Annotated in this window: 26 protein-coding genes; 17 read left to right on the plus strand and 9 right to left on the minus strand. The window is 72.8% G+C overall.

The annotated features are described in order from the left end of the window. Positions 1 to 6: 6 nt before the first annotated feature. Entirely contained in the window at positions 7 to 996 is a 990-nt protein-coding gene (locus tag AC4MBH_RS14405; protein WP_491795587.1) for an LLM class flavin-dependent oxidoreductase, read from the plus strand. A gap of 183 nt (positions 997 to 1,179) precedes the next feature. After that, positions 1,180 to 2,121, plus strand: coding sequence for a class II glutamine amidotransferase (locus tag AC4MBH_RS14410; RefSeq protein ID WP_491795588.1), 942 nt, complete (start codon positions 1,180 to 1,182; stop codon positions 2,119 to 2,121). A 225-nt stretch (positions 2,122 to 2,346) separates the two neighbouring features. On the opposite strand, the gene AC4MBH_RS14415 is transcribed toward AC4MBH_RS14410, so the two are convergent. After that, the gene (locus AC4MBH_RS14415) at positions 2,347 to 2,895 is read right to left on the minus strand and encodes a MarR family winged helix-turn-helix transcriptional regulator (RefSeq protein WP_491795589.1); all 549 of its coding nucleotides are present in this window, start codon (positions 2,893 to 2,895) and stop codon (positions 2,347 to 2,349) included. Between the two features lie 135 nt (positions 2,896 to 3,030). Here AC4MBH_RS14415 and AC4MBH_RS14420 point away from each other — a divergent pair, with 135 nt between their 5' ends. From AC4MBH_RS14420 to AC4MBH_RS14435, 4 genes are read left to right on the plus strand one after another with little or no spacing between them, the layout of a single operon-like run. Next, positions 3,031 to 4,002, plus strand: coding sequence for an aldo/keto reductase (locus AC4MBH_RS14420; protein WP_491795590.1), 972 nt, complete (start codon positions 3,031 to 3,033; stop codon positions 4,000 to 4,002). 38 nt (positions 4,003 to 4,040) lie between these two features. Continuing rightward, on the plus strand, positions 4,041 to 4,853 hold the full coding sequence (locus AC4MBH_RS14425; protein ID WP_491795591.1) for a Gfo/Idh/MocA family protein: 813 nt from the start codon (positions 4,041 to 4,043) through the stop codon (positions 4,851 to 4,853). After that, positions 4,850 to 5,134 carry a hypothetical protein gene (locus AC4MBH_RS14430; RefSeq protein WP_491795592.1) on the plus strand — a complete coding sequence of 95 codons (285 nt, stop codon included), beginning with the start codon at positions 4,850 to 4,852 and terminating at the stop codon, positions 5,132 to 5,134. Before AC4MBH_RS14425 ends, AC4MBH_RS14430 begins: the two co-directional genes overlap by 4 nt. Next, positions 5,131 to 5,871: a 3-oxoacyl-ACP reductase family protein gene (locus tag AC4MBH_RS14435; protein WP_491795593.1), complete on the plus strand. Its 741-nt coding sequence runs from the start codon at positions 5,131 to 5,133 to the stop codon at positions 5,869 to 5,871. Before AC4MBH_RS14430 ends, AC4MBH_RS14435 begins: the two co-directional genes overlap by 4 nt. A gap of 20 nt (positions 5,872 to 5,891) precedes the next feature. On the opposite strand, the gene fadD8 is transcribed toward AC4MBH_RS14435, so the two are convergent. After that, the gene (fadD8, locus tag AC4MBH_RS14440; protein WP_491795594.1) at positions 5,892 to 7,484 is read right to left on the minus strand and encodes a fatty-acid--CoA ligase FadD8; all 1,593 of its coding nucleotides are present in this window, start codon (positions 7,482 to 7,484) and stop codon (positions 5,892 to 5,894) included. A gap of 76 nt (positions 7,485 to 7,560) precedes the next feature. Here fadD8 and AC4MBH_RS14445 point away from each other — a divergent pair, with 76 nt between their 5' ends. From AC4MBH_RS14445 to budC, 4 genes are all read left to right on the plus strand, one after another. Further along, positions 7,561 to 8,259 (plus strand): DUF899 family protein, encoded by a 699-nt coding sequence (locus AC4MBH_RS14445; RefSeq protein WP_491795595.1) that lies wholly within the window; start codon positions 7,561 to 7,563, stop codon positions 8,257 to 8,259. Between the two features lie 23 nt (positions 8,260 to 8,282). After that, a complete protein-coding gene (locus AC4MBH_RS14450; RefSeq protein ID WP_491795596.1) occupies positions 8,283 to 8,582 on the plus strand; it encodes a hypothetical protein in 300 nt (99 codons plus the stop codon). A gap of 79 nt (positions 8,583 to 8,661) precedes the next feature. Further along, the gene (gene yidC / locus AC4MBH_RS14455) at positions 8,662 to 9,501 is read left to right on the plus strand and encodes a membrane protein insertase YidC (RefSeq protein WP_491795597.1); all 840 of its coding nucleotides are present in this window, start codon (positions 8,662 to 8,664) and stop codon (positions 9,499 to 9,501) included. Then, positions 9,498 to 10,274 (plus strand): meso-2,3-butanediol dehydrogenase, encoded by a 777-nt coding sequence (gene budC, locus AC4MBH_RS14460; RefSeq protein ID WP_491795598.1) that lies wholly within the window; start codon positions 9,498 to 9,500, stop codon positions 10,272 to 10,274. Before yidC ends, budC begins: the two co-directional genes overlap by 4 nt. A gap of 12 nt (positions 10,275 to 10,286) precedes the next feature. Here the strand turns inward: budC and AC4MBH_RS14465 are convergent, their stop codons facing one another. After that, complete coding sequence (locus AC4MBH_RS14465; RefSeq protein ID WP_491795599.1) at positions 10,287 to 11,330, minus strand: LLM class F420-dependent oxidoreductase; 1,044 nt, start codon at positions 11,328 to 11,330, stop codon at positions 10,287 to 10,289. A gap of 157 nt (positions 11,331 to 11,487) precedes the next feature. Here AC4MBH_RS14465 and AC4MBH_RS14470 point away from each other — a divergent pair, with 157 nt between their 5' ends. Genes AC4MBH_RS14470 through AC4MBH_RS14480 form a run of 3 tightly spaced genes read left to right on the plus strand, consistent with a single transcriptional unit; the run spans position 11,488 to position 14,697 of the window. Further along, positions 11,488 to 12,459 (plus strand): Zn-ribbon domain-containing OB-fold protein, encoded by a 972-nt coding sequence (locus AC4MBH_RS14470; protein WP_491795600.1) that lies wholly within the window; start codon positions 11,488 to 11,490, stop codon positions 12,457 to 12,459. Between the two features lie 10 nt (positions 12,460 to 12,469). Beyond that, positions 12,470 to 13,534, plus strand: a complete 1,065-nt coding sequence (locus AC4MBH_RS14475) for a thiolase family protein (RefSeq protein WP_491795601.1) — start codon at positions 12,470 to 12,472, stop codon at positions 13,532 to 13,534. Next, on the plus strand, positions 13,534 to 14,697 hold the full coding sequence (locus AC4MBH_RS14480) for a thiolase family protein (RefSeq protein ID WP_491795602.1): 1,164 nt from the start codon (positions 13,534 to 13,536) through the stop codon (positions 14,695 to 14,697). Before AC4MBH_RS14475 ends, AC4MBH_RS14480 begins: the two co-directional genes overlap by 1 nt. Before the next feature lie 10 nt (positions 14,698 to 14,707). On the opposite strand, the gene AC4MBH_RS14485 is transcribed toward AC4MBH_RS14480, so the two are convergent. Then, positions 14,708 to 15,592, minus strand: a complete 885-nt coding sequence (locus AC4MBH_RS14485; RefSeq protein WP_491795603.1) for a LysR family transcriptional regulator — start codon at positions 15,590 to 15,592, stop codon at positions 14,708 to 14,710. A 109-nt stretch (positions 15,593 to 15,701) separates the two neighbouring features. Here AC4MBH_RS14485 and AC4MBH_RS14490 point away from each other — a divergent pair, with 109 nt between their 5' ends. Both AC4MBH_RS14490 and AC4MBH_RS14495 read left to right on the plus strand, forming a co-directional pair. Beyond that, positions 15,702 to 16,610, plus strand: coding sequence for an SDR family oxidoreductase (locus tag AC4MBH_RS14490; RefSeq protein WP_491795604.1), 909 nt, complete (start codon positions 15,702 to 15,704; stop codon positions 16,608 to 16,610). An 86-nt stretch (positions 16,611 to 16,696) separates the two neighbouring features. After that, the gene (locus tag AC4MBH_RS14495; protein ID WP_491795605.1) at positions 16,697 to 17,002 is read left to right on the plus strand and encodes a helix-turn-helix domain-containing protein; all 306 of its coding nucleotides are present in this window, start codon (positions 16,697 to 16,699) and stop codon (positions 17,000 to 17,002) included. 4 nt (positions 17,003 to 17,006) lie between these two features. On the opposite strand, the gene AC4MBH_RS14500 is transcribed toward AC4MBH_RS14495, so the two are convergent. Genes AC4MBH_RS14500 through AC4MBH_RS14510 form a run of 3 tightly spaced genes read right to left on the minus strand, consistent with a single transcriptional unit; the run spans position 17,007 to position 19,009 of the window. Next, a complete protein-coding gene (locus tag AC4MBH_RS14500) occupies positions 17,007 to 17,789 on the minus strand; it encodes a maleylpyruvate isomerase family mycothiol-dependent enzyme (protein ID WP_491795606.1) in 783 nt (260 codons plus the stop codon). A gap of 9 nt (positions 17,790 to 17,798) precedes the next feature. Then, on the minus strand, positions 17,799 to 18,410 hold the full coding sequence (locus tag AC4MBH_RS14505; protein WP_491795607.1) for a ClpP family protease: 612 nt from the start codon (positions 18,408 to 18,410) through the stop codon (positions 17,799 to 17,801). Beyond that, positions 18,407 to 19,009: an ATP-dependent Clp protease proteolytic subunit gene (locus AC4MBH_RS14510; RefSeq protein ID WP_491795608.1), complete on the minus strand. Its 603-nt coding sequence runs from the start codon at positions 19,007 to 19,009 to the stop codon at positions 18,407 to 18,409. Before AC4MBH_RS14510 ends, AC4MBH_RS14505 begins: the two co-directional genes overlap by 4 nt. A 97-nt stretch (positions 19,010 to 19,106) precedes the next feature. Here AC4MBH_RS14510 and map point away from each other — a divergent pair, with 97 nt between their 5' ends. Continuing rightward, entirely contained in the window at positions 19,107 to 19,874 is a 768-nt protein-coding gene (map, locus tag AC4MBH_RS14515; RefSeq protein WP_491795609.1) for a type I methionyl aminopeptidase, read from the plus strand. Between the two features lie 37 nt (positions 19,875 to 19,911). Here the strand turns inward: map and AC4MBH_RS14520 are convergent, their stop codons facing one another. Further along, on the minus strand, positions 19,912 to 21,153 hold the full coding sequence (locus AC4MBH_RS14520) for a cytochrome P450 (protein ID WP_491795610.1): 1,242 nt from the start codon (positions 21,151 to 21,153) through the stop codon (positions 19,912 to 19,914). 178 nt (positions 21,154 to 21,331) lie between these two features. Between AC4MBH_RS14520 and AC4MBH_RS14525 the strand changes: the two genes are divergently transcribed. Further along, positions 21,332 to 22,495, plus strand: coding sequence for a steroid 3-ketoacyl-CoA thiolase (locus AC4MBH_RS14525; RefSeq protein ID WP_491795611.1), 1,164 nt, complete (start codon positions 21,332 to 21,334; stop codon positions 22,493 to 22,495). Between the two features lie 15 nt (positions 22,496 to 22,510). Here the strand turns inward: AC4MBH_RS14525 and AC4MBH_RS14530 are convergent, their stop codons facing one another. Further along, on the minus strand, positions 22,511 to 23,392 hold the full coding sequence (locus AC4MBH_RS14530) for an SDR family oxidoreductase (RefSeq protein WP_491795612.1): 882 nt from the start codon (positions 23,390 to 23,392) through the stop codon (positions 22,511 to 22,513). Positions 23,393 to 23,410 lie beyond the last annotated feature (18 nt).

The raw sequence follows: 23,410 nt of genomic DNA on the forward strand, positions 1-23,410 counted from the left end.
CACCCGATGCGCATCCCGCTGTCCGTGCTCGACCTCGCCCCCATCGCGAAGGGGGAGTCCGTCGGCAGCAGCATCGCCGCCAGCGTCGCCCTCGCGCAGCGTGCGGAGGAGCACGGCTACCGCCGGGTCTGGTACGCCGAGCACCACAACATGCCCAGCATCGCGTCCTCGGCGACCAGCGTGCTGATCTCGCACGTCGGAGCGCAGACGTCGACGATCCGGCTCGGTGCCGGCGGCGTCATGCTGCCCAACCACTCCCCGCTGACGATCGCCGAGCAGTTCGGCACGTTGGCCGCGATGTACCCCGGCCGCATCGACCTCGGGCTCGGCCGCGCGCCGGGCTCCGACCAGGCCACGGCGCAGGCGATGCGTCGAGACCCCGCCGCCTCCGAGCAGTTCCCGCAGGACGTGCAGGAGCTGCAGGCCTTCCTGGGCGAGGAGTCCCGAGTGCCGGGCGTGACTGCGGTGCCGGGCCGCGGCTCGAACGTACCGCTGTACATCCTCGGCTCGTCGATGTTCGGCGCCCACCTCGCCGCTGCTCTCGGCCTCCCCTACGCCTTCGCCAGCCACTTCGCCCCGCAGGCGCTCGAGGCCGCCGTCACCGCCTACCGGCGTGAGTTCACGCCCTCGGCGCAGCTCGACGCGCCGTACGTGATCGCCGGCGTGAACGTCGTCGCCGCCGACACGGACGCCGAGGCCCGGGACAACCTGCAGGCGGCACGACGCACCATCGCCGTCACCCTCTTCGGCCGTGGCGAGGACCTCAGCGACGTCGAGGCCGACGTCATCCTGCGACGCGGCGGCGCCCAGCACGTCGACCAGATGTTCACCTACGCCGCCATCGGCGACGGCCCCGCGGTCGCGCGCTACCTCGAGAACTTCCGCGACCACGTCGGCGCCGACGAGCTGATCACCGCTCACCAGGCGCCCAACGCCGACGCACGGTTGCGGTCTGTGTCGCTCACCGCTGAGGCGATGGAGTCGGTGCCGGCGTAGGGATCTCGGCGGGACTTCCGGCGGGACTTCTCGGCGTCCGAGATCGTCGGGGCGGCCGGGGTGCTCGGTTCAGCGGCTTCGGCGGCGCGCTCACGAGCGGCAGATCCGCGGCTCGTAGGGTGGCGGCGCTCGTGGACGCCGCCCACGACGCATCCCAGCATCGAAGGAAGACATATGTGCAGAGTGCTCGCCTACATCGGTCCTGAGATCCCGCTCGAGGAGCTGCTGCTCACGCCGTCGAACAGCCTTGTCAACCAGGCCCTCGACCCTGAGCACTACCCAGATCTGCACCTGGCGGGCTGGGGATTCGGTGTCTGGAGCGAGCACCTGCTCAAGCCGGAGGATCCCTTGATCTACCGCCGGCCCATGGCTGCCTTCTACGACGACAACGCCGGCCGCATCATCCCGAGCCTGCAAGCGAGCACGATGCTCGGCCACGTGCGCGCCGCCGCCTACGACTCGGCGGCCGTCATGGTCGACGAGAACTGCCACCCGTTCTCCTTCGAGGAGACGCCCTGGATCCTGGCGCAGAACGGCGACATGCCGAACTGGATGCTCCTTCAGCGGAAGCTGCTGCAGCACTGCGAGGACAGGTACCTGAAGCAGATGCGGGGGTCGACCGACACGGAGTTCCTCTACGTGCTGCTGCTCTCCCTGCTCGAAGGTGACAGCGACGAGGACGTCCAGCGTGCGGTCGAGACGATGATCGGGCTCATCGCCCAGGCGATGGCGGACCTCGATCTGCCTGCCCTGACCAAGATGAAGATGGCCCTGGTGTCGCCGAACCGGATCGTCGGGATCAATGTCGGTCTCGGGCACGAGGGCGAGACCAACCCGGCCGGTGATTGGAAGAAGCTGCGCGAGTCCGGTCCGGGGACGGACGACTACGCCCTCTCGATGCTCCTGGAGCCGATGTACATGCTGATGGGTCGCCATGTCCCGAGCGATGAGGCGTCATACGACTTCGAGGGGTGCGACGAGGACGAGGCCACGGTCGCCATGTTCGCCTCCGAGCCTCTGACGGACGACGAAGCCGGCTGGTCGAACGTCGAGTTCGGCGAGATCGTGTTCCTCGCGAACAAGGGCGGGCACGTCACCAGGAGTGCCAGCAGGCTGTCGGTCTAGGCGTCCGACGCCAGGGACCACGGCACGCAGGCACCGGGGTGGCGCCAGGCCGTGCTCGACGAGGCAGAGCGACACCGCGTCGACACCGTCCCGCCCACCGGACACCGCTACGTCTCCGTCGCCCCCGCTCCCCCCGTGCCTGCCACGGGCCGCAGGCGCGCGCCCGTAGGCGAACGCCTCCTCCGCGACCTGCTGGCGGCGGCGCAGCTCAGACGTCGCGCTCGGTCAGGCGGTGACGTCGGGCACGGCCTCGTCGCCCGCGGACGGCCCCACCCTGCCGCGGGCGATGGCCGCCTCGACCGCCGTGCCGATGCGCTGCAGGACCCCCAGCTCGTGGGGTTCGAGCTCGTCGATGAGGTACTCGCGAACTGCGGCGACGTGTCCGGGTGCGGCGGCGGCGACGACGTCGTAGCCGTCGGCGGTCAGGGACGCGTTGGTCCGCCGCCCGGGGCCCGGGATCCGTGATCGTGCCATCAGGCCGCGCTTCTCGAGGCGCCCGGCGACGTGCGACAGCCGGGACAAGGATGCCGAGGTGCGGGCGGCCAGGTGGCTCATCTGCATCGCGCGGTCCGGCTGCTCGGACAGCACGGACAGCACCATGTACTCGAAGAAGGTGAGCTGCGACTCGCGCTGCATCCGCGCGTCGAGGGCGGCCGGCAGGCTGATCATGATCGAGGAGTTCGCCAGCCACGCCGCCAGCTCGTCGCTGTCCAGCCATCGCTGGTTCGCCGCGGCGTCCGTCGCCTGCCGACCTTCCTCCACCCGCTTCGTCATGCACCCAAGGGTAGCGCAGATGTTGACTCGTCAAGTTCGACGGTGTAGACCTGTCCTCGCGGTGTTGTTGACGCTTCAAGTTGAGCGGTCGCGGCGCCCGCCCACCCATCCACCGACCACCGGAGGACGCACGTCATGCAGCAAACACTGTTGGGGGAGCTCGAGGTCTCCCGCCTGGGCCTCGGCGTCATGGGGATGTCGGGGTTCTACACCGGCGCCGGACAGGGCGAGGCAGCGTCGATCGCCACGATCCACCGGGCCCTCGACCTCGGCGTCACCCACCTGGACACCGCCGAGGTGTACGGGCCCTACGTCAACGAGGAGCTCCTGGGTCGTGCGCTCAGGGGCCGTCGCCACGCCGTGGTGCTCGCCACCAAGTTCGGACTGGTGTCCCACACCGGCCGGGCGGGGATGGACAGCAGCCCCGCCAACATCCGCACCGCAGTCGAGGGATCACTGCGGCGCCTCGCCACCGACCACATCGACCTGTACTACCAGCACCGGGTCGACCCGGCCACGCCGATCGAGGAGACGGTCGGGGCGTTGAGCGAGCTGGTGGCCGAGGGCAAGGTCCGCCACATCGGGCTCTCGGAAGCATCCGCCACCACGATCCGCCGCGCCCACGCCGTCCACCCCGTGGCCGCCGTGCAGACCGAGTACTCACTGTGGACGCGCGACGTCGAGACCGGGCTGCTGCCGGTGCTCCGCGAGCTCGGGATCGGCCTGGTGCCCTACGCCCCCCTGGGCCACGGATTCCTCACCGGTGGCATCCGCACGCTCGAGGGACTGGACGACGACGACTGGCGGCGGTCGAACCCCCGCTTCACCGGGGAGAACCTGACCCGCAACCTGCAGGTCGCCGACGAGGTCAGGGAGGTCGCCGACGAGGCCGGGGCCACGCCGGCCCAGGTGGCACTGGCCTGGCTGCTCGCGAAGGGCGAGGGCATCGCGCCGATCCCCGGCACCACCCGGGCCGACCGCCTCGAGGAGAACGTCGCCGCCGACACCCTGCGGCTCACCGCGGCCCAGATCGCTCGGCTGGACGCCCTGCCGCCCGCGGTCGGCGAGCGTCACCGCGAGCCCGACATGGCCGTCATCGACCGATGACGCAGCCAGACACCCACCACGAACGGACGAAGGCAGACATGACCACGAACGACGTGATCCGCGTCGGGATCATCGGAGCAGACACCAGGGCGAGCTGGGCGGGCGCGTCGCACGTGCCGGCGATCTCGGCGCAGCCGCAGCTCGAGCTGGCCGCCGTGGCCACCCGGCGGGAGGAGAGCGCGCGTCAGGCCGCCGAGGCCTTCGGCGCCCAGCGGTGGTTCTCCGACCCGCTGGAGCTGATCCACGACCCCGCGATCGACCTGGTCACCGTGGCCGTCAAGGTCCCGGCACACCGCGAGCTCGTCCTCGCGGCGCTCGCCGCCGGCAAGGCGGTGTACTCGGAGTCCCCGCTGGGAGCGACGGTCGAGCAGACCGAGGAGATGGCAGCGGCGGCAGGGTCCCTGCACACCGCGATCGGCCTGCAGGGCCGGCACAACCCCTCGGTACGCCGAGCGGCGGAGATCGTCGCCCAGGGCCGGCTCGGGCGCCTGCTCTCGGCGCGGGTGGCCTCGACGACGTTCGGCAACGGTCCGGAGTCGATGAGTGCGTACGCCTACTTCGACCAGGCCTCGGCGGGGGCCGGCCTGATGGAGGTGGCGGCCGGACACGTCCTGGACGTCGTCGAGGCGGTCCTCGGTGACATCACCGAGGTGGACGCCCGCACCGAGCTGCTCTGGCCCGAGGTGAAGCTGGCGGACACCGGTGGGATCTCCCACCGCGAGGTGCCGGACCACCTCGACGCCATCGTCAGGACCACGTCGGGCGCCCCGGCGAGCATCCAGGTGCTCGGCGGCGTTCCCCCCACGGACGCGCGCTTCAGCCTCGAGGTCCGCGGGACCGAGGGGTGGTGACGCTCACCGGCGACCACCCCGCCGGCGTCCAGGTCGGCGACCTCGCGCTGGCTGCGAGCGTCGACTTCGCCGCGCCGGACCGGCCGGTGGCCTCCGGCGTCGGCCCGACCGCCGCCGAGGTCTGGGCCGGCGCGTCGATCAACGTGGGCGAGGTCTACGCGAGCCTGGCCCGCGACATCCGGGACGGCAGCCACCACACCCCGGGCTTCGCGCACGCGGCCCACAACAGCCGCCTGGTCGCCCGGGCCGGCCGAGCCGCGCGGACGGGCGTCCGGCAGTGACCGGGCTCGACGGCACGCGGGCGTTGGTGACCGGCGGCTCGCGGGGCATCGGCGCCGCCGTGGCGCTGCGGCTGGCCGAGGCCGGCGCGGACGTCGCCCTCAGCTACGAGCGCTCTGCGGACCGGGCGCGGGAGGTCGTCGCGCAGATCGAGGCCCAGGGGCGGCGCGGCGTCGCGATCCAGGCGGACAGCGGTGATCCGGATGCGAACCAACGGCTGGTGGAGCAGGCCGTTGCCCGGCTCGGCGGGCTCGACGTCCTCGTCAACAACGCCGGGACCATCCGTGAGGGCAACCTCGTGGACCTGAGCGTGGACGACATCGACACGCTGTTGCACGTCAACATCCGCGGCACGGTGCTGACCACGCGGGCCGCGATCCCGCACCTGGGGCGCGGTGGCCGCATCATCACCATCGGCTCGACGCACGGCGACCGCGTGCCGTTCGCCGGGGTCACGGCGTACGCGCTGACCAAGTCGGCGCACCACTCGTTCACCCGGGGCCTCGCCCGCGAGCTCGGCGCGGCCGGCGTCACCGTCAACCTCGTGCAGCCGGGGCCGATCGACACCGCCCTGAACCCCGCCGACGGCGAGGCCGCCGACCACATCCGCAGCCTGGTGCCGCTGTCGCGCTACGGCACGACGGACGAGGTCGCGGGCGTGGTCCGGTTCCTGGCCGGCCCGGACGCGGCGTACCTGTCGGGCTCGGTCATCACGGTCGACGGCGGCATGAACGCCTGAGGCGTCGCGGCGCGCGCGGCTCAGCCGACGGCGCGCTCGCCGGTCCAGTACTGCGCGCGCAGCGCCTTCTTGTCCGGCTTGCCCAGCCCGGTGAGCGGGAGGGCGTCGGTGGCGATGACCTGCTTGGGCACCTGCACCGAGCCCTTGCGCTCCTTGACCAGCTGCTGGATCTCGCCGACCACGACGTCCGTGAGGTCGTGACCCTCGCGCAGCACGACGATGGCGGTGACGGCCTCGCCGAACTTCTCGTGCGGCGTCCCGATCACCCCGACCTGGGCGATCGCGGGGTGCTCGGCGACGACGTCCTCGACCTCGCGCGGGAAGACGTTGAACCCGCCGGTGACGATCATGTCCTTGGTGCGGTCGACGATGTACCAGAAGCCGTCCTCGTCCTCGCGCGCCACGTCACCGGTGTGCATCCAGCCGTCGGCGCGGAACGTCTCGGCGGTCTCGTCGGGCAGGTTCCAGTAGCCCCCGGAGAGAAGCGAGCCGCTGACGCAGATCTCGCCGGGCTCCCCCACCGGCACCGGCTCGCCGTCCTCGCCCAGCAGCGCGGTGCGCACGAACGCCGACGGGCGCCCGCACGAGGCGAGACGGCCCTCACCGGCGCCCACGTGGTCCTTCTTCGACAGGTAGGTGATCACCATCGGGGCCTCGGACTGGCCGTAGTACTGGGCGAAGATCGGTCCGAACCGCTCGATCGCCTCCTGCAGCCGGACCGGGTTGATCGCCGAGGCGCCGTAGTAGACCGTCTCGAGGCTGGACAGGTCGCGGGTGCGGCTGTCGGGGTGGTCCATCAGGGCGTAGAGCATCGACGGCACCAGCATCGTGGCGGTGATCCGCTGCTCCTCGATGGTGCGCAGCACCTCGGCGGGGTCGAAGCGCGCGAGCACGTGGAGCGACCCGCCCTTGATCACGGTGGGGGTGAAGAACGCCGCGCCGGCGTGCGAGAGCGGGGTGCACATCAAGAAGCGCGGCTCCTCGGGCCACTCCCACTCGCTGAGCATCACCTGCGTCATCGTGGCGAAGGCCTGGGAGATCCCGACGACGCCCTTGGGCTTGCCGGTCGTGCCGCCGGTGTAGGTGATCGAGGTGATGTGGTCGGGCGGCAGCACCGCGGCGGTCAGCGGCTGCGGCTCGAACCCCGCGGCCGCCGCCACCAGGTCGGTCGCCCGCCCCTCCAGCTCGGGCGGCACCGGGCCGATGGTCAGCACCTGGGTCAGGCCCGGGCACTTCTCCAGCAGCGCCAGCGCGCGCTCGGTGAAGTAGGGGTCGACCACGAGCGCCGTGATGCCGGCGTCGTTGATGACGTAGGCGTGGTCGTCGGCGCTGCCGAGCGGGTGCAGCGACGTACGCCGGTAGCCCTGGGTCTGGCCGGCGCCGATGATGAACAGCACCTCGGGCCGGTTGAGCGCAAGCAGCGCGCCGGCCGTGCCGGTGCCGGCGCCGAGCGCCTCGAACGCCTGGACGTACTGGCTGATCCGCCGCGCGGTCTCGCCGCCGGTGAGCACGGTGTCGCCGAGGTGCATCACCGGCTTGTCGCGGTGCCGCTGGAGTGCGGCCACCATCAGGTCGCCGTTGTGGGTCGGGGTGCGGAGGTCAGCATCGGCCATGGGGGCGAGACTAGAACGTGTTCCAGTTCCTGTCACGGACCGATGAGAACGCCGCGGCCGCCGGGTCCCGACCTCCATGAGCACCCCACCCCCTGCCCCCGCCGTCCCACCGGTCGTCGACGCCGAGACCTGGCAGCGCGAGCTCGACGCGCTCCGGGTGCGCGAGAAGGCGGCCACCCGCGAGCTCGACGCCATCGCGGCCCAGCGCCGCCGGCTGCCGGCGGTCGAGATGCCCGACCACGTCCTCGAGGGCGAGGACGGACCCGTCCGGCTCGTCGACGTCTTCGGCGAGCACCCGCAGCTGGTCGTCTACCACCACATGTGGTCCCCCGGGGAGGAGTGGCAGTGCGGCGGGTGCACCGGCTTCACCTCGCAGTTCACCCGGCTCGAGGGCCTCGCCGCCTTCGACGCCCGCTTCGTGGTCGTCACCCAGGGCCCGATCGCCGAGGCGCTCGCCTACCGTCGCAAGGTCGGCAACACGATGACCTGGTACTCCACGGCCGACAGCCCCTTCGGCGCCGACGTGGGCGCCCCGCCCGGTGGTGGCTTCGCGATCAACGTGTTCCTGCGCGACGGCGAGAAGGTCTACCGCACCTGGCACACCGACGGCCGGGGCACCGAACGGCTGAGCTACCTGTTCGGGCTGGTCGACCTGCTCCCCTACGGCCGGCAGGAGGAGTGGCAGTCCTCCCCCGACGGCTGGCCGCAGGGGCCGGCGTACGAGCGCTGGCTCGGGTCGGAGGACATCGCGGCGGCGTACGGCCCGACCGGCTGACCCACGCCCCGTAGGATCGCGCCATGGTCGAGCAGCCCACCACGGTGCGCGTGCGCGACGCCGTCGTGGCCGCGCTCGTCGCCGGCCTGACGTTCCTGCTGCCGACGCTGACCACGCTCGACGGGTCGACCACCCTCACCGGGGCGCTGCTGGCGGTCGCGCTGGCCGCCCTGCTGCGCTCCGCGCACGACTCCGCCCGCCTCGTCCTGCGGACGACGTCGGGTCCGGTCGGGGGACGTCGTGCGGTCCCGCTCGTGCTGACGACGCGCGCCACCGACCCCACGCACCACCCGCTCCGGCCCCGGGCTCCCGGGACCGTCTGACGCCCGCCGGACCACTGCGGTCCCGGCGCGGCAGACGACCGTCCCCGTCCCTTGCTGCACCCGCACGCCAGGAGCCCGCATGTCCCTGCTCGACCCGCTCACCCACGCCCTCTCCGTCGTCGTCGCCGGCGTCCACTCCGGCCTGACCGCGCTCGGCGCCGACCCGTCCTCCGGCACCACCTGGTGCCTCTCGATCGCGGCGGTCGTCGTGGTGGTGCGCAGCGCGCTGCTGCCGATCGTCGTGCACGGCGTCCGCCACGCCCACGCCGCCGCACGCGCCCGCCCGCAGCTCAAGGCGCTCGCCGAGCAGTACCGCGGCCGCACCGATCCCGACGCCGTCCGCGCCCAGCTGGCGGCCCGCCGCGAGATCTCCGCCGAGCACGGGATGTCGCGGCTCGGCTGCCTGCCCGTGCTGCTGCAGGTCCCGATCTGGATCGCGCTCTACCACCTGCTCCGCGACGCCGCCGCCGGGCGCACCGTCGGGGCGCTCGACGCCGGCCAGGTCGAGTCGCTCGCCCAGGCGCGGATCGGCGGCGTACCGCTGACCGACCACGGCTACCTCGGGGCGGGACCGACCCACCTGCTCGTCGTGCTGGGCCTCGCCGGTGCGGCCGCCGCGCTGTCGTTCGTCACCCAGCGCGTGCTGGTCGCCCAGAACTCCGCGGTCGCCCCCGGCGACCTGCCCGAGGCGGTGGCCGGGGCGCAGCGCATCACGCCGTTCGTCAGCTCGATCGGGATGCTCGTGGCCGGCGGCATCGTGCCGGTCGCGCTGCTCGTCTACTGGACCTGCGGAGCGGTGTGGACCGCCACCCAGTCGGCGGTGGTGTGGCGCTGGTTCCCGACGCCCGGCTCCCCGGCCGCCGAGCGTTGGGGCGCCCGGGGAACAACGCCCGGCACGGCGCCGTTCGAGCGGTCATGACTGCCAACACCTACGACGTCGCCGGCCGCACCGTTCTCGTGACCGGCGGGGGCACCGGGATCGGGCGCGCGATCGCGGAGGCGTTCCTCGCCAACGGCGCCAACGTCGCGATCAGCGGGCGCCGCCCCGAGAAGCTCGAGGAGGCGCTCGCCGGCCACCCGGCCGAGCGCACGCTGGCCGTGCAGGCCGACGTCGCCGACGACGACTCGGTGCGCGACATGGTCGGGGCCGTCGTCGAGCGGTTCGGCTCGCTCGACGTGGTCGTCAACAACGCGGCGGCCTATGCCAACGGCGCGTTCGACGACGTCGGCCTCGGCGACTGGCAGGCGATCCGCTCGACCAACATCGACGGCTTCGTGCACGTCGCGCGCCACGCCCTGCCGGAGCTGGAGAAGTCCGGCGGCAACCTCGTCGTCGTGGGGTCGGTCTCGGGCCTGCGCGGCGACTGGGGGCAGGCGGCGTACAACGCCACCAAGGCCGCGATCATGAACTTCGTGCAGTCGCTGGCGCTCGACTACGGCCCGCGCGGCGTGCGGCTCAACGCCGTCGTGCCGGCGTTCACCGTCACCGAGCTGACCGCCGCGGCCGCCGCCGACGAGCGGGTGGCCGGCCCGGCGGTCAACCGGGTCGCCCTCGGCCGCCTCGGGCAGCCCGAGGACGTCGCGCCCGCGGTGCTGTTCCTGGCCAGCCCCGACGCCGCCTACGTCACCGGTGCGTTCCTCGCCGTCGACGGCGGTACGTCGGCCAGCACCGGCCAGGCCCACGTCGAGTAGCCGGCGGTCGGGTCAGGCCAGCAGCGCGGCGACCCGGCGCAGCTCGTCGGCGCCGCGGAACGACAGCAGCAGCGTGGTCACGCCCGTCTCCTCCCAGGCCGCGACCTTCTCCTTGACCTCGCCCTCGGAGCCGATGATGTGCATGTCGTCGACGAGGTCGTCGGGGATCAGTGCGGTCGCCTCGTCCTTGCGCCCGTCGAGGTAGAGCGCCTGGACCTCGCGGGCCAGGTCCTCGTAGCCCATCCGCACGAAGACCTGGTTGTGGAAGTTGGCCTCGGCGGCGCCCATCCCGCCCATGTAGAGCGAGACCGACGGCTTGATCGCGTCGATGACCAGCTGCTTGACCTCTGGGGTGTCGCAGACCTGCAGGTGGCAGGTCGCGGCGATCTCGAAGTCGGCACGCGTCCGCCGCGCGCCCGGCCGGGCGAACCCCTCCTCGAGCCACGGCTGGTACATGGCGGCCGACCTCGGCGTGTAGAAGATCGGGATCCAGCCGTCGGCGATCTCCGCGGTCTGCGCGACGTTCTTGGGGCCCTCGGCGCCCAGCCAGATCGGGATATCGGGCCGCAGCGGGTGGACGATCGGCTTGAGCGGCTTGCCGAGCCCGACGGCCCCGGGGCCGGCGTACGGCAGCGGGTAGTGCGGGCCCGCGTTGGTCACCGGTGCCTCGCGGGCCAGCACCTGGCGGATGATGTCGACGACCTCGCGGGTGCGCGCGAGGGGCTTCTGGAACGGCTGCCCGTACCAGCCCTCGACGACCTGCGGGCCGGAGACGCCCATCCCGAGGATGACCCGGCCGCCGGTGAGGTGGTCGAGGGTGAGGGCGTGCATGGCGATCGACGTCGGCGCCCGACCCGACATCTGCACGATCGAGGTGCCGAGCCGCACCCGTGACGTGCCCCGCCCCCACCACGTCAGCGGCGTGAAGGCGTCGGAGCCCCACGCCTCGGCGGTGAAGATCGCGTCGAAGCCCGACTCCTCGGCCGCGGTGACGAGCTCGTCGACGCCGGCGGGCGGCTGCGCGCCCCAGTAGCCCAGCTGCAGTCCCAGTTTCACCGCGCCTCCCCCGAGCCTGCGAGGGGGAGGATCACGCGGGGAGGTTGAGGAGTCGCACGAGCGAGGGACGAGCTCGTGACCGGCGTCTCGAAATCCATGGCGGACACTCTGGCAGAACAGTTGTCAGCGCAATAGAACGTGTTCTAGTTTCATCGCCATGCCTCGTACGCTCTCGGCGCCGGTCACCGTCGCCTTCGACTACACCCGCTCCACGGGTCCCGTGCTCGGCCGGTTCCTGGCCGGCCTGCGCGACGGCGTCGTGGTCGGCGCCCGGACGTCGGACGGCAGCGTCGTCGTCCCGCCGCCCGAGTTCGACCCGGCCACGCACCTGGCCACGGGCGAGGACGCCCTCGTCGAGGTCGCCGCCGAGGGCACGGTGACGTCGTGGGTGTGGGTGCCCGAGCCGGTCAAGGGCCAGCCGTTCGACCGCCCCTTCGCCTGGGCGCTGGTGACGCTCGACGGTGCCGACGCGCCGCTGCTGCACGCGCTCGACGTCGCCTCGGCCGCCGACGTCTCCACCGGGATGCGGGTGCGGGTGCGCTGGGCCGCCGAGCGGGTCGGGGCGATCACCGACATCGCGTGCTTCGAGCCGGCGGATGGTCTGGAGACGGTTGCTGGCGCAACCTCCTCGACCAGCGTCGGCGGCGAGGCGGTGACGGGGGTGGTCACCCCCGTCGAGCTCGACTACGTCTACGCCGCCAGCCCCGAGGAGTCGGCGTTCTACCGCGCCATCGCCGAGGGCCGGATCGTCGGCCAGCGCTGCCCCACCTGCCAGAAGGTCTACGTGCCGCCGCGCAGCGCCTGCCCGGCCGACGGGACCCCGACGGCCGAGGAGGTCGAGCTGTCGGAGACCGGCACCGTGACGACGTTCTGCATCGTCAACGTGCCGTTCCTGGGCCAGCGGATCACGCCGCCGTACGTCTCGGCGTACGTGCTGCTCGACGGCGCCGACATCGCGTTCCTGCACCTGATCCTCGACTGCCCCGCCGAGGACGTGCACATGGGCATGCGGGTCAAGGCGGTCTGGAAGCCGCGCGAGGAGTGGACGACGTCGATCGAGAACATCAGCCACTTCAGCCCGACCGGCGAACCCGACGCCGACTACGACACCTACCAGCAGCACCTCTGAGGGGCGGACGATGAGAGACGTGGCGGTCGTGGGCTTCGCCCAGCGACAGATGGCGCAGTTCGACGGGTCGCCGACCTGCGTGGAGCTGCTGGTCCCGCTCTTCGCGGAGTGCTACGAGCAGACCGGGTGGACCCGCCAGGACGTCGGGTTCTGGTGCTCGGGCTCCTCGGACTACCTCGCGGGCAGGTCGTTCTCGTTCGTGCAGGCGGTCGACGCGATCGGCGTGATCCCGCCGGTCAACGAGTCGCACGTCGAGATGGACCTGGCCTGGGCGATGTACGAGGCCTGGATCAAGATCCAGACCGGTGAGGTCGACACCGCGCTGGTCTACGCCTTCGGCAAGAGCTCGGCCGGCCAGCTGCGACGCACCCTCGCGCTGCAGCTCGACCCCTACACGATGACCCCGATCTGGCCCGACACCGTGTCGCTGGCGGGCCTGCAGGCCCGGGCCGGCATCGACGCCGGGCTGTGGGACGAGCGCGCGATGGCCGAGGTGGTCCAGCGCTCGCTCAGCGACGCCGAGGCCAACGACTACGCGATCCGCAAGGGCGGCTCGTCGGTCGAGGACCTCCTCGCCCGGCCGATGTACGCCGACCCCCTGCGCAAGCACGACTGCGCGCCCGTCACCGACGGCGCGGCCGCGCTGGTGCTGGCCGCCGGTGACAAGGCGCGCGAGGTGCGCGGGACGCCCGCGTGGCTGACCGGGATCAGCCACCACGTCGACGCGCTCAGCATGGGCACCCGCGACCTCACCCGCTCCCCCAGCGCCCAGCGGTCCGCCGCGGCGCTCGACCTCGACGGGGTCGAGGTGGCCGAGCTGCACGCGCCGTTCAGCCACCAGGAGCTGGTGCTGCGGCGCGAGCTCGGGCTGGCCGACGACGTGACGGTCAACCCGTCGGGCGGTGCGCTGGCGTCCAACCCGATGTTCTCCGCCGGCGGCATCCGCGTCGGCGAGGCGGCGCGACGGATCTGGTCGGGAGAGGTCGGCAAGGCCGCGGCCCACGCGACGTCCGGTCCGGCCCTGCAGCAGAACCTCGTGTGCACCCTCGCGTCGAGCCCGGAAGGCAGCAACTGATGGCCAAGGCACCCGCCGCGGTGGTCGGCGTCGGACAGACCCACCACCGCGCCAAGCGTCTCGACGTCTCGATGGCCGGACTGTGCCGCGAGGCGATGGACCGCGCCCTCGAGGACGCCGGCATGACGCTCGACGAGATCGACGCGATCGTGGTCGGCAAGGCGCCCGACCTGTTCGAGGGCGTGATGATGCCCGAGCTGTTCCTCGCCGAGGCGCTCGGCGCGGCCGGCAAGCCGCTGCTGCGCGTGCACACCGCGGGCTCGGTCGGCGGGTCGACGGCCATCGTGGCGGCGTCCCTGGTGCAGGCCGGCATCCACCGCAAGGTGCTCACCGTCGCCTACGAGAAGCAGTCGGAGTCCAACGCCATGTGGGCGCTGTCGGTGCCCGTGCCGTTCAACATGCCGGTGCACGCCGGCGCCGGCGGCTACTTCGCCCCCCACGTGCGCTCCTACATCCGTCGTTCGGGGGCGCCGGACCACATCGGGGCGATCGTGGCCGCCAAGGACCGCAACAACGCGCTGAAGAACCCCTACGCCCACCTGCACAACGAGGGCACCACCGTCGAGTCGGTGCTGGCCTCGCAGATGCTCTGGGACCCGATCCGGTACGACGAGACGTGCCCGTCGTCCGACGGCGCCTGCGCGCTGGTGATCGGGTCGGAGGACGTCGCAGCGGCCTCGCCCAACCCGGCGTGGATCCACGGCACGGTGATGCGCTCGGAGGCCACCTCGGCCGCGGAGCGCGACCAGGTCAACCCGCAGGCCTCCCGCGACGCCGCGGCCGCGTTGTGGAAGCAGGCCGGGATCAGCAGCCCCATCGACGAGATCGACGCGGCCGAGATCTACGTGCCGTTCTCGTGGTTCGAGCCGATGTGGCTGGAGAGCCTCGGCTTCGCCGACGCGAACGGCGGCGGCTGGCGGCTCACCGAGTCCGGCGCCACCGCGCTCGACGGCAGACTGCCGGTGAACTGCTCAGGCGGCGTGCTGTCGTCGAACCCGATCGGCGCCTCGGGGATGCTGCGCTTCGGCGAGGCGGCCCTCCAGGTGCGCGGCCTCGCCGGCGAGCACCAGGTCGACGGCGCCCGCAAGGCGCTCGGCCACGCCTACGGCGGCGGCTCGCAGTTCTTCGCGATGTGGGTGGTCGGGTCGGACAAGCCGGCCTGACCGCAGACCGTCACGCGTCGGTGACCGCCGTGTCGAGGAGCTCGCGGGCGAGGGTGACGAAGCCGGCGAGCAGCTCCCCGGCCTGACCGGCCCGCGTGGCGATCACGACCCGGACCGGCTCGATCCCCTCGACCGGGACGGTCGTGAGGTCGGGACGGACCCGGCCGCCGGGACCCGGGTCGGGCATCAGCGTCAGCGCCTCCCCGGCCGCGACCAGCTCGAACTTGTCCTCCCGCTCCCCCGCCAGCGGACCGTCGGGCGCCCGGCTCCCGTCGGGTCGCGGGTCGATCCGCCAGAACGCGTCGCGCACGGGATCGGCCGAGCGGACCAGCGGCTCCTCGGCGAAGTCGGCCAGACCGACCTGCTCCTTGCCGGCCAGCGGGTGGTCGCGGGGTACGACGAGCACGCGCCGGTGCTCGGCGATCACCTCCAGGTCGAGTCCGTCGGCGACGAACGGCGCCCGGCCGACGACGACGTCGACCCGGCGGTCGAGCAGCGCCTCGCGGACGTCGTCCCAGGCGACGTGGTGGGTGCCGATCTCGGCGTCGGGGTGCGCGCGCCGCAGGATCCGGACGACGTCGGTGACGACGAGGTCGCCGGCCCACCCGACGGCGAGGCGCGGGGCGCGGCCCGTCGCGCGCACCTCGGCAACGGCCTCCTCCGCGGCGCCGACCAGCGCGAGGGCCTTGGGCAGGAAGGCCCGGCCGGCCTCGGTGAGGGTGCTGCCCTGCGGGGTGCGGTCGAGCAGCCGGGCGCCGACGAGGCCCTCCAGGCGGCGTACCTGCCGACTCAGGGCGGGCTGGGCGACGTGCAGCGCCTCGGCCGCGCGACCGAAGTGCCCGTGCTCGGCCACGACGGTGAAGTAGCGGACCAGGCGGAGGTCGAGATCGGGCACGGCGTCACGGTATCCACCGGCCCCTGACCTGCGGTCATGCCGAGACGGCATCGGCCGCTGACGAACAGGTCTTGGATCCGCGAGCCCCGCTCTCCCTACCGTCGAGGGCATGGACATCTACGTCACCGGAGCATCCGGTTTCATCGGCTCGGCCGTCGTCACCGACCTGCTCGCCGCCGGCCACACCGTCACCGGGCTCGCCCGCTCAGAGGCGAGTGCGGCCGCTCTGGAGCGAGCCGGTGCGGCCGTGCACCGCGGCACCATCACCGACCCGGTCGGAGTAGCCGCCGGGGCCGCGGGTGCAGACGGGGTCGTGCACCTCGCCTTCAACCACGACGACATGTCCGACCTGCACGGCAACGGCCGGATCGACCTCGCCGTCGTCGAGGCACTCGGCGCCGCCCTCGCGGGCAGCGACCGACCGCTGGTCGTCACCTCGGGCTCGGCCCTGCTGGCCGGTGTCGCCTCACCCGCGACCGAGGACGCGGCCGTCGACACCAGCACCTTCGGCGGCGCGGCCCGCGGCCCGTCCGAGGAGGCAGCGCTGGCGCTGGCCGGACGCGGCGTGCGCTCCAGCCTGGTGCGGCTCGCGCCGTCGGTCCACGGTGCCGGGGACGTCCACGGGTTCGTCCCGACGCTCGTGCGCGTGGCCAGGGAGAGGGGCGTGTCCGCGTACGTCGCCGGCGGCCAGAACGTGTGGCCCGCCGTGCACCGGGTCGACGCAGCCCGGCTGTTCCGGTTGGCGGTCGAGCAGGCCCCGGCCGGCACCCGCCTGCACGGGGTCGCCGAGCCCGGGGTCGCCGTGCGCGACCTCGCCGCTGCGATCGGTGAACGGCTCGGTCTTCCCGTGGTCTCGGTCGAACCGGACGACGCCCTCGCCCACTTCGGGTGGATCGGCGGGTTCGCCGGCGTGGACAACCCGACGACCTCGACCCGCACCCAGGAGCTGCTCGGGTGGACCCCTGCCGGTCCGACGCTGCTCGAGGACGTCGCAGCCGGCGTCTACGACGCGGTGTGATGCCGGGCGGTTGGCACCGACCGTGGCGGCGTTCGCCGGTCGCGAACATCGCCCCACGGGAGCACGCCGCGGCGTACGGTCCCGGCATGGGTGAGGTCGTCGAGTTCCCGGGCAAGCAGCCGCAGGTCGAGCCGGAGCCGCTGTGGCGTGAGCTCGTGGGGCGCGCGCTGCGCGAGGAGCGGACCCGTCAGGAGCGCACGCTCGCCGACGTGGCGGGCGACGCCGGGATCTCGGTGCAGTACCTCTCCGAGGTCGAGCGCGGGCTCAAGGAGCCGAGCTCGGAGGTGCTGGGCGCCGTGCACGGCGCGCTCGGGCTCCGGCTCGTCGACCTGACGATCCGGGTCTCGCGCGCGTTGGGCCGGATGTCGGGCCCGCTCGCGCTGGCGGCCTGAGGGCTCAGTAGCCGGGGAAGACCCGGCGCAGGTCGTCGAGCGTGACGTCGCCGGTGACCTCGACCTCGTCGGGCGTGTGCTCGGGGCGCAGCCGTCCGGCCATCAGCCGCACCAGCGACTCGTGCGGCCCGGAGTACGTCGCGGTGGGCGCCACCGGGGTGGCGTCGAACAGCTCGACCGCGTCGGGCTCGAGGTGGATCCCGAAGCGACCGGCGTGCACCGCCGCCGCGACGCCGAGCGCACCGGGCTTGGCGGAGAACCCGAGCAGGAACGACAGCGGGCCGGCCAGCAGGTCGAGCAGCAGGCCGGCCGCCTCGTCGTCGAGGCGGGCGTCGGCGTCGAAGGCGGCCTCGACGTCCCACACGTGCAGGACGACCTCGTTGAGCCGCATGCCGGCCGCCACCACGAACGGCACGGGTGCCGGCAGGAACCCGAGGTCGACGCTCATCGACTCGCGCTGGTGGCCGTCGAGCGCCTCGACCGTCTCGAGGAACGCGGCGTCGGAGGTCACGAACCAGTCGGCCTGCTCGCGCGGGGTCGCGGCGTTCCACCGGTCCCAGATGGCCTGGTTGTCGGCGGGAGGCGCCGGCTCGCCGGCGGCCGCGGCGACGACGGGGCGGCGCGCGATCTCCGCGCCGCTGCCGAGGTGGGACAGCGCGTCGCACACGCGCCACTCGGTCGCACCGCTCCGGGTGGTCAGCGCCGCCTCGTCGAGCTCGGGCACCAGGGCGGCGAGCCGGTCGTGGTGGTGGCGCAGCTGGCTGACGACGCGGTCGGCGAGACTCATGCGGCGAGACTACGCGGGGACGGCGACCGTCGGCTTGCGGCTCTCCAGCACCGCGTCGGCCATCCCGTAGTCCACCGCCGCCTGCGCGGTGAGCACCAGGTCGCGGTCGGTGTCGCGACGCAGCCGCTCGGCGGGGACCCCGGTGTGCTGGCTGAGCAGCGACTCCATCTCGGCGCGCAGACGCACGATCTCCTTGGCCTGCACGGCCAGGTCGGGCAGGGTGCCCTGACCGCCGCCCGCGGGTTGGTCGAGGACGACGCGTGCGTGCGGCAGCAGGGTGCGGTGACCGGGCTCGCCGGCCGCCAGCAGCAGCGCGGAGGACGAGCCGACCTGGCCGACGCACGTCGTACCGACGCGGCAGCGGATGAACTGGAGGGTGTCGTAGATCGCCAGCACCGAGGTGACGCTGCCGCCCGGGGAGTTGAGGTAGAGGCTGATCGGCCGGTCGGGCTCGTCGGACTCCAGGTGCAGCAGCTGGGCGATGACGACGTTGGCGACGCCGTCGTCGACCTCGGTGCCGAGGTAGACGATGCGGTCGGTGAGCAGGCGGCTGTAGATGTCGACCGCGCGCTCCCCGCGCACGGTCCGCTCGACCACGCTGGGGATCGTGTAGCTGCTCACGCCGAGCGCTCCATCCCGAAGGCGATGCCGGCCCGCGACGGCACGACCGAGGCCACCTCGGTCAGCACGTGGTCGACGAAGCCGTAGTCGCGGGCCTCCTCGGCGGTGAACCAGCGGTCGCGCAGCGCGTCGCGCTCGACCCGCTCCACCGGCTGGCCCGTGTGCTCGGCGGTGATCCGCATCATCACGTTCTTCATGTGCTCGAGGTTCTGGGCCTGGATCTCGATGTCGACGGCGTTGCCGCCGATGCCGGCCGAGCCCTGGTGGAGCAGGATCCGGCTGTTGGGCAGGGCGAACCGCTTGCCGGGGGTGCCGGCGGTGAGCAGGAACTGCCCCATGCTGGCCGCGAGGCCCATCGCCAGGGTGGCCACGTCGTTGGGGATCAGCCGCATCGTGTCGTAGATCGCGAGGCCGGCCGAGACCGAGCCGCCGGGGCTGTTGACGTAGAGGCTGATGTCGCGGTGCGGGTCCTCGGCCGAGAGCAGCAGCAGCTCGGCGCAGATCTTGTTGGCGATCTCGTCCTCGACCTGCTGGCCGAGCACGATGATCCGCTGGTGGAGCAGCCGGTCGGCCGCGGTGAGGTTTGCGGTGGTGGTCATGGGTCCAGCGTGCGGACGCCGTGGGGCGGGGCCAAGCGTTTCCGCCGACGGCGGATCCGCTGCAGGCGGACTCGGCCGCGACGGATACCGTGGGCCCGTGATCGAGCTCAGGACGCCCACCCAGATCGAGGAGATGCGACCCGCCGGCCGGTTCGTCGCCTCGGTGATCTCCGCCCTGGCGGACAAGGCCGACGTCGGCGTCAACCTGCTCGAGCTCGACGCGCTGGCCCACGAGATGATCCGCGCGCAGGGCGCCGAGTCCTGCTACATCGACTACCACCCGTCGTTCGGCGCCTCGCCGTTCGGCAAGGTGCTGTGCACCTCGGTCAACGACGCCGTCCTGCACGGCCTGCCCCACGACTACGTGCTGCGCGACGGCGACCTGGTCTCGGTCGACTTCGCCGCCTCGGTCGACGGCTGGGTCGCCGACTCGGCGCTGTCGGTCGTCGTCGGCACCCCGCGCGAGGAGGACCTGCGGCTCATCGAGGTCACCGGTCGTGCCCTCGACGCGGCGATCGAGGCCGCACGCACCGGCAACCGGATCGGCGACATCTCCCACGCCATCGGCGAGGTCGCCCGCGGCGCGGGGCTGGGGGTCAACCTCCAGTTCGGCGGCCACGGCGTCGGCCGCACCATGCACGGCGACCCGCACGTCGCCAACGACGGCCGCCCCGGCCGGGGCTTCAAGCTCAAGCCCGGCCTGGTGATCGCGATCGAGCCGTGGTTCATGCACACCACCGACGCGATCTTCACCGACCCCGACGGCTGGACCCTGCGCAGCCAGGACGGCTCGCGGGGCGCCCACATGGAGCACACGATCGCGATCACCGACGACGGCCCGCTCGTCCTGACCGCCCGCGACTGACGCCGCTTCCAGGGGCGGCGGGTGCCGCCGCCTGCGCTCAGGCGTAGCGGACCCGGAGCTCCTTGATCCCGTTGATCCAGGCGTGCCGCAGCCGGCGCGGCTCCTCGAGCTTGGTGATGTCGGGGCACTGGTCGGCGAGGGCGTCGAAGATCAGCCGGATCTCCTGGCGGGCCAGGTTGGCGCCGACGCAGTAGTGGGCGCCGTGGCCGCCGAAGCCGACGTGCGGGTTGGGCGAGCGGGTGATGTCGAAGCGGAACGGGTCCGCGAAGACGCTGTCGTCGTGGTTGGCCGAGGCGTAGAACAGCGCGACCCGCTGACCCTTGCGCACGGTGACCCCGCCGACCTCGACGTCGTCGAGCGCGGTGCGCTGGAACACCGTCACCGGCGTCGCCCAGCGGACGACCTCGTCGACCATCTCGGCCGGCCGCTCCTCGACCCACCGGCGCCACTGGTCGGGGTTCTCGAAGAAGGCGTTCATGCCGTGGGTGATCGCGTTGCGCGTGGTCTCGTTGCCGGCGACGGCGAGCAGGATGACGAAGAAGCCGAACTCGTCGTCGGTCAGCCCGCGGCCGTCCTTGTCGGCGTGGATGAGCTTGGTGAGGATGTCGTCGCGCGGCGTGGCCTTGCGGTCGGCGGCCATCATCATCGCGTAGCCGAGGATCTCTGCGGCCGCGACCTCGGGGTCGCCCTCGATGTCGGGGTCGTCGGAGGCGAGCATCTGGTTGGACCAGTCGAAGATCTTCGACCGGTCCTCCTGCGGGATGCCGATGAGCTCGGCGATGGCCTGGAGCGGCAGCTCGGCGGCGACGTCCTCGACGAAGTCGCCCTCCCCCTTCTCGACCGCGGCGCGCACGATCTGCTCGGCCCGCCGGGTCATCACCTGCTCGAGCGCGTTGATCGCCCGCGGCGTGAAGCCGCGGCTGATGATCGCGCGGTGGGCGGTGTGGTGGGGCGGGTCCTGGTTGATCAGGATCGTGCGCTGCAGCTCGACCTGGTCGCGGGTCATCCCCTCGGAGAACCGGATGATCGCGCCGTTCTCCTCCGTCGACCAGTCCTTGCTGTTCTTGGAGATCGCGGCGACGTCCTCGTGCCGGCTGACGGCCCAGTAGCCGGTCCCCGACTCCGGCGCCATGCCGTCGAAGGTCCCGGGGGCCTGCTCGACCCAGTGGATGGGGGCGGACGTGCGCAGCAGCAGGAACTCGTCGTGCGGGATCCTCGCCTCGTTGATGTCGGGATCGGTGAAGTCGAATCCCTCGGGCAGGAGGTCGGTGGTGGTCACGCAGGGCTCCCTGTCGGCCGGGGGCACGGCGGCCCCGATGGTGGAACGTGTTCTAGTTCGTCGATCTGAGAGTACATACTCGCGGTACGGGCCGGAAGGGCTGCGCGTGGCGAGTCGAGACCGGGGTCACGCCTCACCACCGCTTGTCGGCCGCGAGAACACGTTCTAGTTTGGGGGCATGGGCACCCCTGTGATCGTCGACGCCGTCCGCACCCCGCTCGGCAAGCGCAACGGCTGGCTCTCCGGCCTGCACCCCGCCACGCTCCTCGGCCTGACCCAGCGCGAGGTCCTCACCCGCGCCGGTCTCGACCCCGAGCACGTCGAGCAGGTGGTCGGCGGCGTGGTCACCCAGGCCGGCGAGCAGTCCAACGGCATGGTGCGCCGCGCCTGGCTGCACGCCGGGCTCCCCCAGCACACCGGCGGCACCGTGGTCGACGCGCAGTGCGGGTCGGGCCAGCAGTCGGCCCACCTCGTGCACGACATGGTGGCCGCCGGCACGATCGACGTCGGCGTCGCCTGCGGCGTGGAGTCGATGTCGCGGATCCCCCTGGGCGGCAACGTGCCCGCCGGACTCGGCGATCCCCGACCCGACGACTGGTCGATCGACATGCCCAACCAGTTCGAGGCCGCCGACCGGATCGCCGCCCACCGCGGCCTCGGCCGGGACGACCTCGAGGCCTTCGGCCTGGCCTCGCAGCAGAAGGCCCGCGTCGCCGTCGACGAGGGACGGTTCAAGCGGGAGGTCTTCGCCGTCAACGCGCCGGTCCGTGACGCGGAGGGCGGGCTGACCGGTGAGACCCGCACGGTCGACGCCGACCAGGGCCTGCGCGAGACCACGCTCGAGGGGCTCGCCCAGCTCCGCACCGTGCGGCCGGAGGGCCTGCACACCGCCGGCACGTCGTCGCAGATCTCCGACGGCGCCGCCGCCGTCCTGATCATGGACGAGGACAAGGCGCGCGCCCTCGGCCTGACCCCGCGGGCCCGGATCGTCAACCAGTGCCTGGTCGGCTCCGACCCCTACTTCCACCTCGACGGCCCGGTGCAGGCCACCCAGCGCATCCTCGACCGCACCGGCATGGCGATCTCCGACTTCGACCTGTTCGAGGTCAACGAGGCGTTCGCCAGCGTCGTGCTGTCGTGGGCCGGCCAGCACGCCGTCGACCTCGACAAGGTCAACGTCAACGGCGGCGCGATCGCGCTCGGTCACCCGGTCGGCGCCACCGGCGTCCGCCTCATCACCACCGCGCTGCACGAGCTCGAGCGACGCGACGGCACGACCGCGCTGATCTCGATGTGCGCCGGCGGCGCGATGGCCACCGGGACCGTCATCGAGCGGGTCTGACCCGGCGGGGTCGGCTCAGGCGCCGTAGACCGGCTCCGGGTCGGGCGCCTCGGCCAGCAGCTCGCGCAGGGCCGGCCCGACCGCCGCGGCGTCCCAGCGGGCGCCGGCGTCGCGCGCGGGCCCGTGGCGCCACCCGTCCTCGACGGTGAGGGTGCTGCCGTCGATCTCGATCACGCGTCCGGTGACGTCGCCGGCCTCCTCGGAGGCGAGCCAGGCCACGACGGGCGAGTTGTCCTCGGGCAGCGCCATCGCGGAGGTGTCGAACGCGCCCTCGGTCATCCGGGTCCGCGCGACCGGGGCGATGGCGTTGACCGTGACGCCGTAGCGGCCCATCTCCTGGGCGGCGACGAGGGTGAGCCCGGCGATGCCGGCCTTGGCGGCGGAGTACGTCGCCTGGCCGACCGAGCCCTGCAACCCCGCGCCGGAGGAGGTGTTGACGACCCGGGCCGCGCGCTGGCGGCCCTGCTTGGCCTCCGCACGCCAGTAGGCGCCGGCGTGGCGCAGGGGGGCGAAGTGTCCCTTCAGGTGCACGCGGATGACGGCGTCCCACTCCTCCTCGGACGTGTTGACGAGCATCCGGTCGCGCACGAACCCGGCGTTGTTGACGAGCACGTCGAGCCCGCCGAAGGTGTCGATCGCCTGGCGCACCATCGCCTCGGCCTGCGCGAAGTCGGCCACGTCAGCGCCGTTGGCGACGGCCTCTCCCCCGGCCGCGCGGATCGCCGCGACGACCTCGTCGGCGGGCGACTCTCCTGTGCCTTCGCCGGCCAGCGAGACGCCGTGGTCGTTGACCACGACCTTGGCGCCGTGCCGGGCCAGCTCGAGGGCGTGGGCGCGGCCGATGCCGCGACCCGCCCCGGTGACGATCGCGACGCGGTCCTGGAGAAGTGCAGGCACGGGGTGCTCCTTCGGTGG

Source organism: Nocardioides sp. WJ219 (assembly GCF_058559815.1).